This is a genomic window from Paenibacillus sp. GXUN7292 (assembly GCF_050864975.1).
Taxonomy (GTDB): Bacteria; Bacillota; Bacilli; order Paenibacillales; family Paenibacillaceae; genus Pristimantibacillus.
This window is the reverse complement of the sequence record NZ_JBOZWO010000003.1, coordinates 68,580-84,989: the sequence shown is the minus strand read 5'-3', so window position 1 is coordinate 84,989 and position 16,410 is coordinate 68,580. Positions and strand designations below refer to the sequence as shown.

At 42.8% G+C, this 16,410-nt stretch carries 14 protein-coding genes; 3 read left to right on the top strand and 11 right to left on the bottom strand.

Annotation, left to right across the window (positions count from 1 at the left end):
- Positions 1–20: 20 nt before the first annotated feature.
- A complete protein-coding gene (locus ACRRU2_RS04705) occupies positions 21–842 on the bottom strand; it encodes a sugar phosphate isomerase/epimerase family protein (RefSeq protein WP_432500143.1) in 822 nt (273 codons plus the stop codon).
- A gap of 144 nt (positions 843–986) precedes the next feature.
- On the opposite strand from ACRRU2_RS04705, the gene ACRRU2_RS04700 reads away from it, so the two are divergent.
- A complete protein-coding gene (locus tag ACRRU2_RS04700) occupies positions 987–1,511 on the top strand; it encodes a helix-turn-helix domain-containing protein (RefSeq protein WP_432500274.1) in 525 nt (174 codons plus the stop codon).
- Positions 1,512–1,599: 88 nt separating this feature from the next.
- Positions 1,600–3,711, top strand: coding sequence for a methyl-accepting chemotaxis protein (locus ACRRU2_RS04695; RefSeq protein ID WP_432500141.1), 2,112 nt, complete (start codon positions 1,600–1,602; stop codon positions 3,709–3,711).
- Positions 3,712–4,220: 509 nt separating this feature from the next.
- Here ACRRU2_RS04695 and ACRRU2_RS04690 read toward each other — a convergent pair.
- The 10 genes from ACRRU2_RS04690 to ACRRU2_RS04645 form a co-directional block, all read right to left on the bottom strand.
- Positions 4,221–4,913: a L,D-transpeptidase family protein gene (locus tag ACRRU2_RS04690; protein WP_432500140.1), complete on the bottom strand. Its 693-nt coding sequence runs from the start codon at positions 4,911–4,913 to the stop codon at positions 4,221–4,223.
- Positions 4,914–5,057: 144 nt separating this feature from the next.
- Positions 5,058–5,210, bottom strand: coding sequence for a hypothetical protein (locus ACRRU2_RS04685; protein ID WP_331702218.1), 153 nt, complete (start codon positions 5,208–5,210; stop codon positions 5,058–5,060).
- Positions 5,211–5,308: 98 nt separating this feature from the next.
- A complete protein-coding gene (locus tag ACRRU2_RS04680) occupies positions 5,309–6,094 on the bottom strand; it encodes an HAD-IIA family hydrolase (RefSeq protein WP_432500139.1) in 786 nt (261 codons plus the stop codon).
- Between the two features lie 42 nt (positions 6,095–6,136).
- Entirely contained in the window at positions 6,137–6,910 is a 774-nt protein-coding gene (locus ACRRU2_RS04675; protein ID WP_432500138.1) for an endonuclease/exonuclease/phosphatase family protein, read from the bottom strand.
- A 264-nt stretch (positions 6,911–7,174) separates the two neighbouring features.
- The gene (locus ACRRU2_RS04670; RefSeq protein ID WP_331702223.1) at positions 7,175–8,002 is read right to left on the bottom strand and encodes a carbohydrate ABC transporter permease; all 828 of its coding nucleotides are present in this window, start codon (positions 8,000–8,002) and stop codon (positions 7,175–7,177) included.
- Positions 7,999–8,880, bottom strand: coding sequence for a carbohydrate ABC transporter permease (locus ACRRU2_RS04665; protein ID WP_331702224.1), 882 nt, complete (start codon positions 8,878–8,880; stop codon positions 7,999–8,001). The genes ACRRU2_RS04670 and ACRRU2_RS04665 overlap by 4 nt, the downstream gene beginning before the upstream one ends.
- Before the next feature lie 84 nt (positions 8,881–8,964).
- Positions 8,965–10,230: an ABC transporter substrate-binding protein gene (locus ACRRU2_RS04660; protein WP_331702225.1), complete on the bottom strand. Its 1,266-nt coding sequence runs from the start codon at positions 10,228–10,230 to the stop codon at positions 8,965–8,967.
- A 113-nt stretch (positions 10,231–10,343) separates the two neighbouring features.
- Complete coding sequence (locus ACRRU2_RS04655) at positions 10,344–11,855, bottom strand: response regulator transcription factor (RefSeq protein ID WP_432500137.1); 1,512 nt, start codon at positions 11,853–11,855, stop codon at positions 10,344–10,346.
- Positions 11,836–13,656: a sensor histidine kinase gene (locus ACRRU2_RS04650; RefSeq protein WP_432500136.1), complete on the bottom strand. Its 1,821-nt coding sequence runs from the start codon at positions 13,654–13,656 to the stop codon at positions 11,836–11,838. The genes ACRRU2_RS04655 and ACRRU2_RS04650 overlap by 20 nt, the downstream gene beginning before the upstream one ends.
- A 205-nt stretch (positions 13,657–13,861) precedes the next feature.
- Positions 13,862–14,860: a LacI family DNA-binding transcriptional regulator gene (locus ACRRU2_RS04645; protein WP_432500135.1), complete on the bottom strand. Its 999-nt coding sequence runs from the start codon at positions 14,858–14,860 to the stop codon at positions 13,862–13,864.
- A 252-nt stretch (positions 14,861–15,112) separates the two neighbouring features.
- Between ACRRU2_RS04645 and ACRRU2_RS04640 the strand changes: the two genes are divergently transcribed.
- Positions 15,113–16,393 (top strand): Gfo/Idh/MocA family protein, encoded by a 1,281-nt coding sequence (locus tag ACRRU2_RS04640; RefSeq protein WP_432500134.1) that lies wholly within the window; start codon positions 15,113–15,115, stop codon positions 16,391–16,393.
- Positions 16,394–16,410: the final 17 nt, after the last annotated feature.

Below are 16,410 nucleotides of genomic sequence, written 5' to 3'. Positions count from 1 at the left end.
CGAGGCCTTTTGAATATTTATTAATGCTGTGTCCAAACCTTCAAATCTGCAGTTGTCTGCAAAATATCAGCTGTTTGTTCAGGACCGGAAATCTCTCTTTCAATAATATACTCGCCTGTAAAGCCGATTTCTTGCAGCTTTTTAATGAAATTTGGAAAATCTACTTTACCTAGACCAGGGCGAACCTCTTCTCCAAGCTGTTCTCCATCAGTCGGATAAAGCCCGTCTTTGACATGGATATTGCTTACATAGGCGCCGATTGTATCAAGAGCGTCGATTGGATTGCCTTTTCCATATAGAATAAGGTTGGCCGGGTCAAGATTAATGCCGAGATTTGGCGTGCCGATTCTTTGAATCGTACGAAGCAATACGATAGGCGTTTCTTGCCCTGTTTCGAACCAGAAGCCAATTCCTTTCTCATTGCAGTATTCCGCTACTTCACGGATTGCGTCAACTACAATTGGATACTCGGGGTCAGTCATATTTTCAGGAATGAATCCGCAATGTGTAATAATAGCAGGTGCGCCGATCCAGGTTGCGAAGTCAGCCCAGCTTTTTAAGGCAGCAATACGTTCTTGGCGATATTGCTCTGGCACAAGTCCGAGCGTAACGGGACCTTCAGTGAAATTCCACTTGGCTGGTCCTGGAACGCCTGCCCATACAGCGCATACGCGCACGCCGGATTCTTTTGAATCCTTCACAACACGCTCAGCATTTTCTTTTGTGCATTGTGTCATATCCCAGGAGTTTAGCTGGCACACTTTAAAGCCGAGGTCGCTGACCGCTTGGAAAATATTGCCTTCCACATTTGTATTTAAGCTATGAATAACTCCGATTTCCATTTGTTTATTGCCTCCCCTATTTGCTTATATGTTCTATTCTACTTATTTTTTTGCAGAAAGATTTAGCCAATCTTTTAATTTGTTTGCACTAACGCTTGCATTATTGACCGGAATATTTATACTTTATGGATTATAGCCAGATTGATGAATGAAGGCATGAATGCTTTTCAAATCAACTCGTTTCCGCTCCTTTCCAATAAACAACAGGTTTATGGCTCCGAGCAGCTATTTAAAATTTGCCTGCAGCAGCTTTTGCTTACTTTAATTCGCAATTCTGCAGGGAATCGGGAACGTCAATCGCTTATAACGATTACTAGAGAAAATCAAACTGCTGATATGGTTAATCAGCTTATCCAGTACATTGAGCAGCATTTGTCAGAAAAAATTACACTCGATGAATTATGCGCCCATATCAACTTGGGCAAAACACAAACGAATATTATGTTTAAGCGAGCAACTGGGCTCGAATTAATAGCCTATGTTAATAAAACAAAAATTGAGCATGCCAAAAAGTATATCCGCGAGGAAACGTATAATATTTCAGAAGTTGCCAATTTGCTCGGCTATAGCAGTATCCATTATTTTTCTCGCCATTTTAAAAAAGAAACCGGCATGACGCCGTCTGATTATGCGAAGACGATCAAAGCGCGATATGAAAAAATGGAGTAACATTTTTTTTGCAAAACGCCTCTGCAATACTTCACAATTCGACAAATTTTGTCGATATTTCTTATAAGAAAATTGTGGGGGCTACATAATGAAAAAGAAGCTTAGAATGTCTTTAACGATTAAAATGACTTCAGCAATTATATTACTGCTAAGCATTGTATTTACAGTAATCATAGTAAGCACTCTTAACCAGCTTAAATCAATAAGCGTGGATAAGGGAGAGTTGGAGGCTAAATATGCTGCAACTGCATTTGCCGCACAATTTTACGAAGAGTTAAATGGCTATAAGCAGGAGCTTGATACGATGGCTATTGTCCTCCGCCATGCAAGCGAGAAGCAGCTTTATTCCAGAGAAGAGGTTATTCACTTGCTAGAGCAGATGCTTCAGGAGCATCCCGAGCTGCTAGGCGTTTATTCGGTATGGGAGCCTAATGCTTTCGATGGCAAGGATGCCGAAAACAAAAATAAAAATGCGTATCACGATGAGACAGGAAGATTGGTGCCGTACGTTGTCCGCGAAGGCGATGGCTTTAGCATTGAGGCGGTGCGTGACTATGAAACGGTTGGCAGCGGAGATTTTTACTTGGTATCGAAAAACGGCAAGGAGCCTGCTCTGATTGAGCCGTATAAGTATGTGCTAAGAGGGGAAGAAATCCCGATGACCACGCTCGTTGTGCCCATTCTTAATGATAAGGATGAGTTCCTTGGCGTTATTGGCTTCGATATATCATTAGATTCCCTTCAAAGCAAAGCTACACAGGTTAAGCCGCTGGGCGGATATGTTAATGTTATTTCTGGACAAGGCAAATATGTCGCCAATTCCGAACAACCGGAAAAAATATTGGAGCTGTATGCTGACGAAGAGGACAAAGCAAAGTTGCTGGATAATGTGATCTCCGAAACGGGCATGACGGGCTACATTGAAAATGTGCATGGCGAACAGGCTCTTAGTGTCTTCACAGCTATTACGCTGGAGGATATTGATAATAAATTTTACGTAGAGGCTGTTATTCCTGAGAAGGAAGTACTGAAAGACTTTAATGAAAGTAAAATGTTCTTCATTATAATGGGCATCGTATCGATGTACGCGCTTGCTGTTATTTTAATTATTCTTACCAGAATAATGATTATTCGACCAATCAAACGCTTTGTCACTAGTGTGCAAAAGATGTCCGAGGGAGATTTGACCCAGCATGTGGAAGTGAAGAGCAGGGATGAAATTGGACAAATGTCAGAAAGCTTTAATCATATGACAAGCGAGCTGAGAGGAATGTTTCATCTCGTAGCTGATCTGTCCATGTCTGTAGGAGCAACCTCGGAAGAGCTGACAGCAAGCGCTGATCAGACATCAAAAGCGTCTGAAACTATCGCTCGAAATATTGAAGAGGTTGCCGCAGGCTCGGAGCTGCAAAATCGTTATGCAGGCGAGACAGCAGTGGCGATGAATGAGATGTCTGCTGGTATAGAGAGAGTTACGGAATCTTCCGCTTCTGTATTATCGTTTGTAAATGATATTGTGGAGCAAACTAAGCTAGGTAACATTAAAATGCATGAGACGGAAGTGAAAATGAAAGACGTGCTCGGATCTTCCGTTGAAGCCGGAAAAGCGATACAAATGCTGGAGGAGCATTCCAAAGAAATAGGCGGCATCGTAAGCATGATTTCGCAAATTAGCAGTCAAACTAATTTACTGGCTTTGAACGCCAATATTGAAGCGGCTCGGGCAGGCGAGTTTGGACGCGGCTTCTCTGTCGTTGCAGCTGAGATTCGCAAGCTGGCCGATCAATCTCAGAAAGCGACTGCGGAAATTGCGCAGCTCATTGCCAGGGTTCAAGCAGATACAAGCAATGTCGCTGCAATCATGGTGCAAAATTCCGAGGATGTAACGATAAGCGAGCAGCATATTATCGAAAGCGCCGATCTATTCCAGCTGATTACCGATAAGATGGAAAGCGTAGGCGAACAAATGCAGGAGGTTTCAGCAGCGTCTGAGCAAATGAATGCGAGCGTGCAGCAGGTTAACGCCTCGGCGCATGAGCTTTCCCGCATCGCTGGCGAGGCCACTGACAATTCGCAAAGCGTAGCTTCAGCTTCCGAGGAGCAGCTAGCTTCGATGGAGGAAATCGCTTCGGCATCGGCTACCTTAAGCGATATGGTGCAGGAGCTGTTGGAAAAGCTGAGCAAATTCAAAATCAGCTAAATTTGCCCCTAACAAAGCCCGCAGAATAGAACACTTAATAAGTGGCTATTTTTGCGGGCTTTATCAATGTTACAATTTATAACGCAATTTTCGCAAAACCAAAATAGGCATAAATGTATGATGCAACTGGACTAAGGAATACGTCCCCTATAATAGCTGCCCAAATCGGCCTAACGGTTGCTATCGATGCTATTTCGATTATTTTAGCTTATTTGAGCATTTAACGGTTGCCATGAGCGCTATTGTATCATTTCTCAAGCAAAATCAGTGCTTTTTGGGAAATTAAGCGTAATAGCAACCGTTAGAAAATTCAAGCTGTCATTTTTGCACGAATAGCGTTTATGGCAACCCTTAGAAGTTTATCATTAACAGTGATGGATTGCCAATGTCACCAGTTACATACAAGGCAAGGCTTGCCTGTCAAATTTATGCGATAGCTGAGTTATAATTTACTGGTAAATGCGCTCGTCCATAGGACGGCAGAAGCTGTTTATCCTTGATAACTTCTTCTATTCAATTAAGCCCATTTCTTTATATATCGTGCGCGACACTACGCCGTTAGGCAGCAATTTCCGATCACGTTGAAATTTTTTGAGAGCTGCCGTAGTATCCGAGCGAAATTTCCCGTCACATACACCTGTAAAATATCCGCCGCTCTTTAATCGGGATTGAATTAATTGCACGTCTCCGCCAACATCGCCTTCTGCCAAATCTCTAGGGTCTCGACTCATATCACCAAGCACATGACCGTGTATCGTAACTTTAGTGCCAACCGGAATAATCTCATATAATTCTAAAACATGCGAATTGTGCATACGAATACATCCATGGCTGAGATGCTGGCCGATGGAATGAGGCTTGTTGGTGCCATGTATGCCATAGTAGCCCCAAGGAACGTTCAACCCGAGCCAGCGCGGGCCAAAAGAAGGTCCCCAATTCTTCCCTTTGTAAATGATTGTATAAACACCAACAGGGGTTGGCGTAGAAGGATTGCCTACAGCAACTCTATACTGCTTGTATAGTTTTCCTTGTTTATATACAGTTAGACGGTGTTGAAGCGGAAAAACCTCAATTGTATATTCACTTTTTGGCGCATAAATCGGTAACGGGTCTTCAGTCGCAAGAACAGGTGCTGATGATGTGACGGAAGCCCATACGAATACAATAAGCTGCAGCACAAGTATACATCTGAAAAGTCTCATTTGTTATCTCCATTTACGTCATAAATTCTTGAACTTAATTATATGGGCAGGGCAACAATTAATAATAAGGTTTCCAGAATATAAGAAATCATTCGAATATGAAAAAAGCTGATTCCATTAAATCATGGAACCAGCTTTTTAAGCTTAGGATGGAGTGTTATCCTTTTCTCCTGCCGCAGGAGAATAAGCTATTAAATTAACCTTTTCTCCAATTGTTTCTTCGATTTTTTTCTCGAGGCTGCGAATGTCTTCGACTAATGATTGATCCAATTCAGTGAATTTGTAGTTGTTATCCATAATAATCTCCTAGCATGACCTTTTTCGAAAGATACCGTACATCCTCGATTAAGGACGACGAAGCTGTTCTATCTTATTATGGATAAACGATTGCTTTGCTATACGAATGGGTATTGGATCAGCTCATTGACGGAGCTGATAATATAGGTTGGCTTATACGGGCTTGCCGCAGCATCCTCCTCAGTAGCAGTGCCGCTTAATACGAGCGCAGTGTCTACTCTTGATTGGTTGCCCATATAAATATCGGTTTCCAGTCTGTCGCCAATCATTAAACATTGGCTTGCTTTCAAGCCAAGCACAGCAAGCGCTGTACCGATCATATGCTTGGACGGCTTGCCCATGACCATATCAATTTTTTTGCCAGTAGCTCCTTCTAAGGCGCCGATCATGCTGCCGCAGTCTGGCACATCCCCGCCCGGCATCGGGCAAGTGCGGTCCGGATTAGTGGCCATCACTACTGCTCCGTGCTTGACAGCACGATAAGCAAATTCAATATGCTGATAATGAAAGTTGCGGTCCCAGGAAAGAATTACGACATCGGTTTCTTCTGGTGAGGCTGCGAAAGGAATACCTTCCTGCTCAAGCTCTTCTTTGAAAACTGCCTCTCCTATAACATAAACTTTCTTGCTGTTAAATTGCTCACGCAGCACCTTTAACGTCGTTACTACAGGACTAATCATTTGTTCAGGAATTGCCTGAATGCCCAGATTGTTCAGCTTCTTCATAATATAGCTGCGTGATTCGATCGTTTTATTCGTTAGAAAAACGGCTTTTTTTCCATCTTCCATCAGCTTGTTGACCGTTTCGACGGCACCTTCTATCGCTTGCTGCCCGAGATATAAGGTTCCGTCCAGGTCGAAGATGTAGCCATTGTATTGCCGCATTTCTTGCTGCCTCCTTAAAACTTTTTCGAGCATTTTGCAGCTTTACAATTTCACATTTGCAATAACCGCATAATGATCGGATGGGAAGCCGTAATTACGCTGTTTCGTATCGACATAAGCAGATAATAGCTTTATATTTTGAGAAGCAAAAATAAAATCGATCGGCTCGCCGTCATGATCCCCTGAATAGCCGTGGAAGGTGCGTCCAGGAGGAGCATTCATAACCGAATAAACAGATTGGAAGCTCTCATGCAGCATGGCCAGCGCTAAATTGCCAGGTTCTGCATTGAAGTCTCCAGTAAGTAAAAACGGTACATCTTTGCTGGTGCTAGAAGTAATATGCTCGATAAGCAAGCGGGAGCTTTCTTCCCGCGCCTGCTGCCCCAGATGATCATAATGTGTGTTATAGGCATAGAAATGCTGGTCCGGCTGTATTTTGCTGGCAAGAAGCGCCCAGGAGCAAATGCGCGGAAGGCTGCTATCCCAGCTTAAACTGCCGGGATTATCAGGTGTTTCTGACAGCCAGAATTGTCCTTCCTCCACGATTTGAAACAAATCTTTTTTGTAATAGACCGCACAAAACTCGTCTGTTTCCGCTTGCCCTAAGTCCAGGCGGCCGCGGCCAAAGCGACTGTATTCAGGCAGACCCTTATCCAGATCCTTCAGCATGTCAAGCGTGCCTTCCTGTGTGCCAATAATATCCGGATCAGCTTCTGTGATCGCTTCTATAACACGGTCAGTCCGGTTCGGCCAAACATTGATCCCGTCTATCGGTGTATTTACTCTCAAATTAAATGTCATTACGGTCAGCTTCATTCGATAAGCCCCCAATTAGGTTTCTTATATTGAAATATTGATTAATTGTTGTAAAGACAAAAAGCAAAGGAAAAGGATGGCGCTGCGACCAAGATTGGACTTACGACCGCTGTTGTATGTCAATTTATTTGACTTTATAAACCAGATATTGGTTAAATTGCCATACAAAGGCGGGCCACTATCGTTTCTCCAGTTCCAATCTTACCCTCCGCTTCTCCCTTCTTTGCTTCAAGTAATGTTGCTACAATTAATCTGCAATTTCCTTTATTTAACGGCACCATCAGTTAAACCGCCGATAATGTATTTTTGCGTAAAAGCGTAGAGAACCGTAATCGGCAGCATAGACAGCACGAAGCCGGCAAATGCAAGGTTAAAGTCAAAGCTTACTTCGGATTTAAAGTTATAAATAAACAACGGCATCGTCCACATATCCGGATGTCTGTTCAGCATAATGACTGGCAGTTGGAAGTCGTTCCAAATCCAAAGGCTGTTCAGAATAAGAATAGTAGCAATGATCGGCATCATCAGCGGGTATATAATGCGGGAAAATGTAAGCCAAACGCCGCAGCCGTCAATTTTTGAAGCCTGGTCCAATTCCATCGGAATGTTTTTCAAAAATCCTACCGACAAGAACAAGCCCTGCGAGAAGGACAAGGTTACATACATAATAATAAGTCCCGTTTGATTCAGCATTTGCAAATTGCTCATATGACGGAAAATCGGAAGCATAACCGCCTGGAAGGGGACAAAAATACCAAGCAATATTAATGTGTATACGCCCTTATAGTAAGCTTTATTCCAGTTCCGGGAAATAGCATAAGCAACCATTGGAATAACAAACAGCATAATGAGCAACGAAACTGAAGTGATTAGAAAAGAATTTTGCAACGATTGCAAAAAGTTCGCTTTTGTAATAACAGCAGTGAAATTGTCCAAATATAAGCTCGAAGGCGGAGCAAGAAAGCTTTTATTCGTCTCAGCCCTTGATTTGAAAGCTACGAACAGCGTAATGACAATTGGAAAGAAGATAAAAAGTGTTCCGATGCTTAGGAACAGATAGCTTAAAGCGCGAAGCAGCTTATTTTTCTTCATTGTTGTCCAACCTCCTTACGCGATAGCAGCTTGATTTGGATAAAGGAAATAAGCGCAATGAGGAAGAACACATAAATGGCTTCTGCTGTACCGTAACCAAACTTCATTTCGTTCATGCCGTGCTGATAAATTAAAAAGCCGAGCGATTCTGTTGAGCTTGAAGGACCGCCATTTGTCATCGCTACGATGTAATCAAACACGGTTAGCCCTCCTTTGATCGCCAATACAACATTAACAGTAAGCATTGGAATCAGGAACGGTATCGTTACTGAGAAGAAGCGCTGCATAGGCGAAGCACCGTCAATAATAGCCGCTTCATTCAAATCCTTTGGAACACTGGCAAGTCCTGCGATAAAGATAACCATCGGAACAGCAAAGCCCTGCCAAATATTCGTAAGTGCAATTCCGTAAATAGCGGTCTGCTTATTACCAAGAATATTGCGCGACAGCCAATCAATGCCTAAAGCTTCGCCGATAGGCGGGAAAAGGGCATAAAAGAAGTAGTTGAAGATCATACCGACGGTAATCATGCTAAGTACCGCTGGGAAGAAATAAACAGAGCGGAAAAAACCGCGCATTTTAAGCGATCCGCTAAGCAGCAAAGCAAGAACAAGCGCAACGCCAAGCTTGCCGATTACGATAATAACCGTATAAAGCCCCGTAAAAACCAAGCTGTTCATGAAGCGTTTATCCTGCAAAATCTTCATGTAATTTTGTAAACCAACCATATCATAGGATAATGAAAAGCCGTCCCAGTTCGTCATACTGTAGTAAACGCCGATAAACAGCGGAACAAGAAAGAAGATCATATACAATGCGACGGCAGGAAGGGTGAGCAGGAAAAAAATCAAATTGGACTTTGATCCTCGTAAATTCATATGTCTACCTCCGTTAAAAAACAAGGCGGGAGCACCTCGCGCATCGTTGAATGAATCAAGGTCTTCCCGCCTTATTGGATTACATTATTGATTCAATACATTGTAGAAAATAGAATCAAGTGCTTTTAAATATTGCTCTATATCTTTTGTTACGAACATTTCTTGCGTAGCTTTTCCAACCTCGGCATTCAAGCCTGGCGGCCATACGCGTTCGATCGTCGGGTAAACCTTGCCGTCTTTGATCAATTGGCTTAAGGAAGCCATTTCAGCAGATCCAGTGTCTACACCATTAATGCCTGACGGATAGCCCCCTTTTTCCAAGTATGCTTCAACGGCTTCTTTGGAGGACATAAACTCTACAAATTTACGAGCTTCAGCTTCGTTTTTACCGCCTGTTGGAAGACCGATCGCAGTGTCAACGGATACCTGTGTTTTTAGATCCTCTGCTTTTTCAGTCGGAAGCGGGAACATAGCGAAATCAAGCTCAGGATTATTCAATTTAATTTCTTTTTGCGCCCAAATTCCTGTGAACCACATTGCTGCCTTGCCATTGGAGAACTCGCGCAAAGCGTCGTCATATCCAGTTCCCATAATGTCTTTTTGTCCAAATTCTCTTAGTGCCAGCAATTTTTCAGCGAATGGCTTGAATTCAGGGTTATCTGTAATATGAGCCTTGCCATTCATTACGTCGTCCAAAAATTGCTCTACGTTTGGCATGGTTTGCCCCATTTTATAAACAACCTCTTGACGAATGCCATTGAAATCCTTGTCATGGAATAGCATCGGCGTAACGCCTGCTGCTTTCAGCTTCTCTGAAACATCAATAAATTCTGCGTAAGTGGTTGGCACTTGCAAGCCGTGCTCAGCAAAAATAGCTTTATTATAGTACACGCCTAGCGTAGCAAGACCGATTGGGACCATGTAGTTTTTGCCTTCTATTTTGCTGATTTCAGCAATTGCAGGCAATACATTGTCAAGCAATGGATCGTTAGTAAGATCTACTACACGGCCTTCAATAGCCATCTTTTGAAAAACCGGGTTATGCGGATAGTGTGTAAAAGCGGCAGGCGCATCATTGGTAGATACACGCATAGACCATACGTTTTCCGGGTTTGGCACATTGTTTTGCTCGACGATAATGCCAGGATTTTCTGTTTCGAATTTTGCTATCAGATCATTTACAATCTCGACAACCTCAGACTTCATCTGGAAGTATTCGATTTTGACCTTTCCGCCGTCATTTCCCCCGTTATTGGATACGTTTTCAGTTTTACCATTAGAACAAGCTGCAGCTACTAATGTCAAACCGAGCAGGACTGCAAGACCGCCCTTGATCAAGCTCCTTTTCATTTGCCCAACTCCTTTTCTTTGTTGTACAGTGTTCATTTTATCAAGAGTATAAATCCGACAAATAGGAGAGTTATGACTCTATGAATAGGAGAAAAATGATCTTTAAAAACTTTTTATTTGACTTGTATCATTTTACCCGGCGTATCCCCGAAATATTTTTTGTACATTTGAATGAAGTAGGAGTCATCATTAAAGCCAACGCGCTCTGCCGCCTCTGAAATCGATCGTGCCTCGCCGTTCTCCAGCAGCTTTTTCGCTTTTTCCATACGTACAGACAGCAAATAGCTGGTAAAGCTGACGCCGCTTTTCCGTTTAAATTGCCGGCTTAAATAACTCGGATCTACGAAATATTTATTTTTGGCAAGCTCCTCTAAAGTGATGCGTGAAGCATAATGGAGCTCGACATCTGTTTTAATATTTTCAATCAGCTCTGTCTTTGCTTCCTTTTTCTTAAGCAGGCCGCAAATTCCTTTTGTCCAAGTCTCAAGCTGCCTGATATGCGCTTCTGCGGTAAAGTAATCAAATAAGCTGTGCTGCTCAATAAATGAAGCTTCCACCTCTTGGTTGGTATGGCCTATAATGGTGTTCATAATATGAACGGCTTTTGCAAACCAGTCCTGCTGCATATAGGCAGAAAACTGCTTTTCTGTCGATTGAGCAGGCCATGCATACAGCATGGCAACAGCTTCATCCTCTTGCAGATTAGTTAATTTACGCTGGAAGGTTTGCGCCCAATCCGTTAAAAAGGCGGCATCATACAAATAGTCGGATAGTATGCTGCTGCTGTTTATCGTTTTCTTGGACCCGCTCAAAACCGCTTGCAGACTGGCCAGCTTGGCTGCCTTGTAGGATTCATGAATGTTCTGTCCGCCCTTTTGCAGGGAGGAGGTTCCGCTATAGGCGATTGAGACTGTCATTTCGCAATTTTGTTCGAGTTGTTTGTTGACAGTGTCGCAAAGAACACGGATGCTGTCATATTGAAGATCGATCTCTTGCCCGCACAGCCAAATGGCGAGAAGATGTGGGTGCTGGCGGTCAGACAGCAAGGCAGCATACTTAAAGCGCTGACTAAGCAGCGAGCGCAGTTCTCCTGCGGCTGCAGCATGAAGCTTAGGCTCCAGCCATAGCACGATTGTGCGGGAGCAATCATTATGCTCATCAATATTTAAACTGGCGCTAAGCTTTGCAGCAATGCCAGTATTATTTTCTTCGAATAGAGCCGCTTCTATTAGTCCGTTCAGCTGCTGCTTTTCAGCAGCTATACATTTCTCGTTCAGCTTGTCGAGCTGGGGATAAAGCTCTGACCGGTCAACCGGCTTTAACAAATAATTATCAACTCTGTAACGAATCGCTTCTTGCGCATAATGAAAGTCATCAAAGCCGCTAATTATAATAACAGCCGAACTGATTTGATTGTCATACACATACTTTGACAGCTCCATGCCGTCCATGCCGGGCATGCGTATATCGGTCAGTATAATATTCGGATTATGCCGCTTTATTAGCTCTAGCGCTTCCGTTCCGTCCTCCGCTTCCAGCAGCTCTGCCTCCGGATTCCAGTCCGCCGCCATTTGCATAACGGCTTTTCTTGCAAAATATTCATCATCAGCTATTAGTATTTTCATTGCTGCTCATCTCCTCGCTTATCGGAATATACATCATAATTGTTGTGCCTTGCTGTTCCGAGCTGTTTACTTCCATACGGTAATTCTCGCCATAAAAATAACGGATGCGCGCATGGACATTGCGGATGCCGAAATTGCGATTATTATCTCCGTTCAGCTCAGGCTTGCTTTCGTTTAAAATATCAGTAAGCTCTTTAAGCTTATCAGGCGGAATACCTACTCCATCGTCTTGAACAGAAATAAATAAGGTTTGGTCAAGCTGCTTAATGGTCAGCTTTAAAATACCTTGACCGCCTTTAGGCTCAAGCCCGTGATAGAAGGAATTTTCAATAATCGGCTGAATTAAAAATTTCAATATTTTATAAGACAGCACCCGCTTATCAATATCGTACTCAACTTTAAACTTGTTAAGAAAACGGATTTGCTGAATTTTAATATAGTTATTAATTTGTTCAAGCTCGTTGCCGATCGTGACCTCATCGCCGAATTTAATATTATAACGATAAATGCTTGAAAGGCTTTTAGTCATGATTGATATTTGATCAAGACGATGCAGCTCGGATATCGCATGTATCGTATTTAAGGTGTTATATAAAAAATGCGGATTGATTTGCGATTGCAGCATTTTTAGCTCAGCAATCTTTTGCAAATTGCTGGACGCAATTTCAGATTCACGGCTCTCCTTCAAGCGTTTAAACATCTCGTTAAAGCTGTTTATAAGCCGGCCGATCTCATCCCCGCGATCGCTGCTTCGAACCGGGAGAGGCACATTCAACGTATCGACGGTTTTCATGGACTTGCTCAAATTCAAAATAGGCAAAATGAAATAGCGGTGGAAGAAAAAAGCGAGCACAAACGCTGCGAGCAGGGAAAGGACGCTGAGCAGCACATAATTCAAAGTATTCGTTACAAAAGTATCAAAAATATGATTGACAGGTATAAATTGAATGATCGTCCAGCCAGTTACCTCGTTAATATTGCCGCTGAATAAATACTGCTTGCCGTTGTATTTTAGCTGCAGCGTTTTTTTCTCGTCTCGTGTAATTTCCTGAAACTTGCCTGCTATTCTTTCCATTTCCTCGAAATTGGCATTGCTCATAAAAGCATCTGAGTTATATAAAATTTTGTTGCCATCAAGCACCAAGGTGCCAAGCTGGGCGGAATCATCGGAAATACCGCCGAGCATATTTTCAAAGGCACGGTTATAAATATCTACTTTTACATAGCCTTCACGGCCATTCGTTAAATACAGATCGGATAAATATCGGATTATAGAAATGGTATGATTTGATTTACTGTCCGAAGTATCCTCAGTTACGATAAAAGGAGCTTGTTTTATTTTTTCCTTGCCATATCGGCTGACAGCAGTCATTACCTGGTCCACTTTCTCCGGCTTACTGCCATACATGCCTCCATTGGGCGTTACGATGGAAATCATCGCAATATTGCTGTTAATGAGAACAAATTGCTCCATAGACGATTGCATATAGTTGCCATCCGAAATGTATTGCTGTTCGGAGGACGGTCTAGTTTTACGGACAATTTCCATGAGCCGGGGCTGTGTCATATAAAAAAAGGAGCTGCGTGCCAGGCTTGTAAAAAAGTCGTTAAGAGTTACGTTAGTACGTCTGTTGAGCTGCTGTAAAATATTTTCGTAATCTGTATTGGTCTGTTTGTACAGCTGCAGACCTGATGCAAACAGTGCGGACATAACCGGAACAACTATAATAATAATGTAGGTCAGAATAAGCTTCTTGCGGAAAGTAGTATGGTGAAAACGGCGCACTAATCGCTCGAACATAGCTGCCATCCTTTCAAAATTGTATATCAGTATTTATGACATGTTCAAAGCTCAAAGGCAAGCAGGCTAGAAAAAGTTTGTTCAAGTTTTCGCTTGATTTAGCAAAAAAATACCAAACAAAAAATGAAAAGCAGCTTGTTTCCGTTAGGCGGATACAAGCTGCTTTTCTTTGTTGTACAATAAAATATTCCATTTCGGCAGGCAATTATTTTGCAGGCGCATAAGGTGCCAGCGTACCGCCGTCAAAGCATTCAAAATCAGTTATAAAGGCAGAAACTTTTTTATCGTCTAATTTGTTGTGAATGAGATCGACAAGAAGGCTGACGGTCTCTTCTTTTTTATTGCTGGAAACAAAATAAGTAGTCAGCTGAGGCATGCTTAGCTTGACTAATTCAGTAAAGCCCGAGCCTACCAGACTGATTTGACCTGGTACAGCAACGCCTATGCTTTGCAAATATTGAAGGGCGCCAAACTGAATAACTGTATTCGCACAGAAGGCTGCTGAATAATCTAAACGCAGCATGTGAGCCCGCTTGCAAATCTCATAGCCATTCTCATCATTGCTAATTTGAATGAGCGATTTATCCACTTCGATCCCCATATCTTTATGCGCATTTAAATAACCGTCCAAAGTGTGTTGATGAATAAGATAGTCGAGTGTACCCATAAAAAGGGCAATACGGGTATGTCCCATTGAAAGTAGGTTTTTGACAGCATCGTAAGCAATCTTTCGGTCATCAATTGCAATATAGCTGACGACGTCTTCCACTTCTTCAATAGGTTTTCCATATAAAATATATGGCGTGCTGGAATACTGAAAAATACGCATTAGCTTTTCATCAACATCTCCGGCTATTACAAAGCCGTCAACCTCTTGATTGTCTATAATTTTTTGCAGCTTATTCAATGATTCAGCTTCATGTGTAATGTTCATAAAAATCAATCCGTATTGATGCTGGCTCGCAGCAGATTCAATCGCATGCAAATCCGCCATATAACGCGGGTCATTAGCGTCACGGTCATACAGCACATAGCAAAGCTTAGGAGAAACCTCGATATCTCGATAGCCGAGGTCTTTGGCTGCTTGCAATATTTTGCTGCGGGTTTCTGCGGAAATCGTACTGCTTGGTGTATTGTTGAGCACGAGAGAAACGGCAGTGCGCGAAATGCCGAGGTATTCTGCTATTTCTTTTTTAGTTACCATATCCATAAACTCCTTTGAAAACTGTTCATAACGCTAGTTATATTATAGGCTGAAACTGGTCTATACGTCAAACTTTAATATAATTAGTGGTTTAACTCAGGATCCAAAACAGGTATGTAAGCACATTAAATGTAAAAAATATTATTTGAAAACAGGGTTGACAACAATTTATAACGGGTGTTATGATCACCTTGAAAACAGGTTTACCGATTTATGGGTAGTGTAGACCTAGGTTAAGAAGGGTGTGATAAGGTGCGCCAAATAACGGCAGTGTTAATGGGCGCCGGGGCAAGAGGAAGATTTGTGTATGGAGCTTATGCCAATAAGTATCCAGATGAATTGAAAATTGTCGCGGTTGCAGATCCCGATGAAGAACGCAGAACGCTTGCAGCTGCCGAACATGGCTTATTGCCAAATCAAGTGTTTGAAAGCTGGGAGCAGCTGCTTGATCAGACTAAAATGGCAGATATCGCTATTATTGCAACACAGGATAGGATGCATTTTCTACCTACAGTGAGAGCATTGGGGCTGGGCTATGATGTGCTGCTTGAGAAGCCAATGTCTCCATCAGAAGCTGAGGTTATTGCGATGATCGAAGCCTCCCGCAGCTCTGGGAGATTGCTAACTGTATGCCATGTATTGCGTTATACCTCTTTTTGGTCAAATATTAAGCGGGTGATTGAAAGCGGTGCCATTGGGGATCTCGTATCCATACAACTGAGCGAGAACGTTGGATATTATCATATGGCACACAGCTTTGTAAGAGGCAATTGGAACCGCTCGGAAGAAACAAGCCCCATGATATTGCAGAAGTCATGCCATGATATGGATTTGCTGACGTGGCTTATGGATGAACCGTGTATAAGGGTTAGCTCTTTTGGCTCTTTAAAGCATTTTTGTCTTGAGAATGCCCCGCCCGGCTCGACTGAACGATGTCTGGACGGCTGCACCGTAGAGCGTGAGTGCCCTTATTCTGCTATTCGCATCTATGAGGAGGCAGAGACGACAGACTGGACCAGATTTATAACGCATGATCTTTCAGCACAAGGCATTCGCAAGGCGCTGCAAACGGGGCCGTTCGGAAAATGTGTTTATCGCTGCAATAATAATGTTGTCGATCATCAGGTTGTGAATATGGAGTTTAATAGCGGTGCCACAGCATCCTTTACGATGTCTGGCTTTTCGCACGATATTTCAAGAACGGTTCAAATCATGGGAACGATGGGCGAAATTCGAGGCTATATGGAGAAAAATGACATACAGCTTTACCGATTTGGAGCTAAGCCTGAAACGGTTCCAGTCACTCTTGAAGAAGGAGGGCATGGAGGAGGCGATGAAGGGTTGATGCGCTCGTTTTTGGAGCAAGTACGGTCTCATGGCGAGGATGCAGGGCCAGGGCTGACATCAGCTGAAGCCTCCATGCAAAGCCATCTGATGGCTTTTGCGGCAGAGAAGTCAAGGCTTTCTGGCGGCAAGTCTATTGAATTGGCAGTTGGGCTGAGAAGCGATCAGCTTTTAAATAGCATCAGCTGAATAAAAAACTAGGGGGT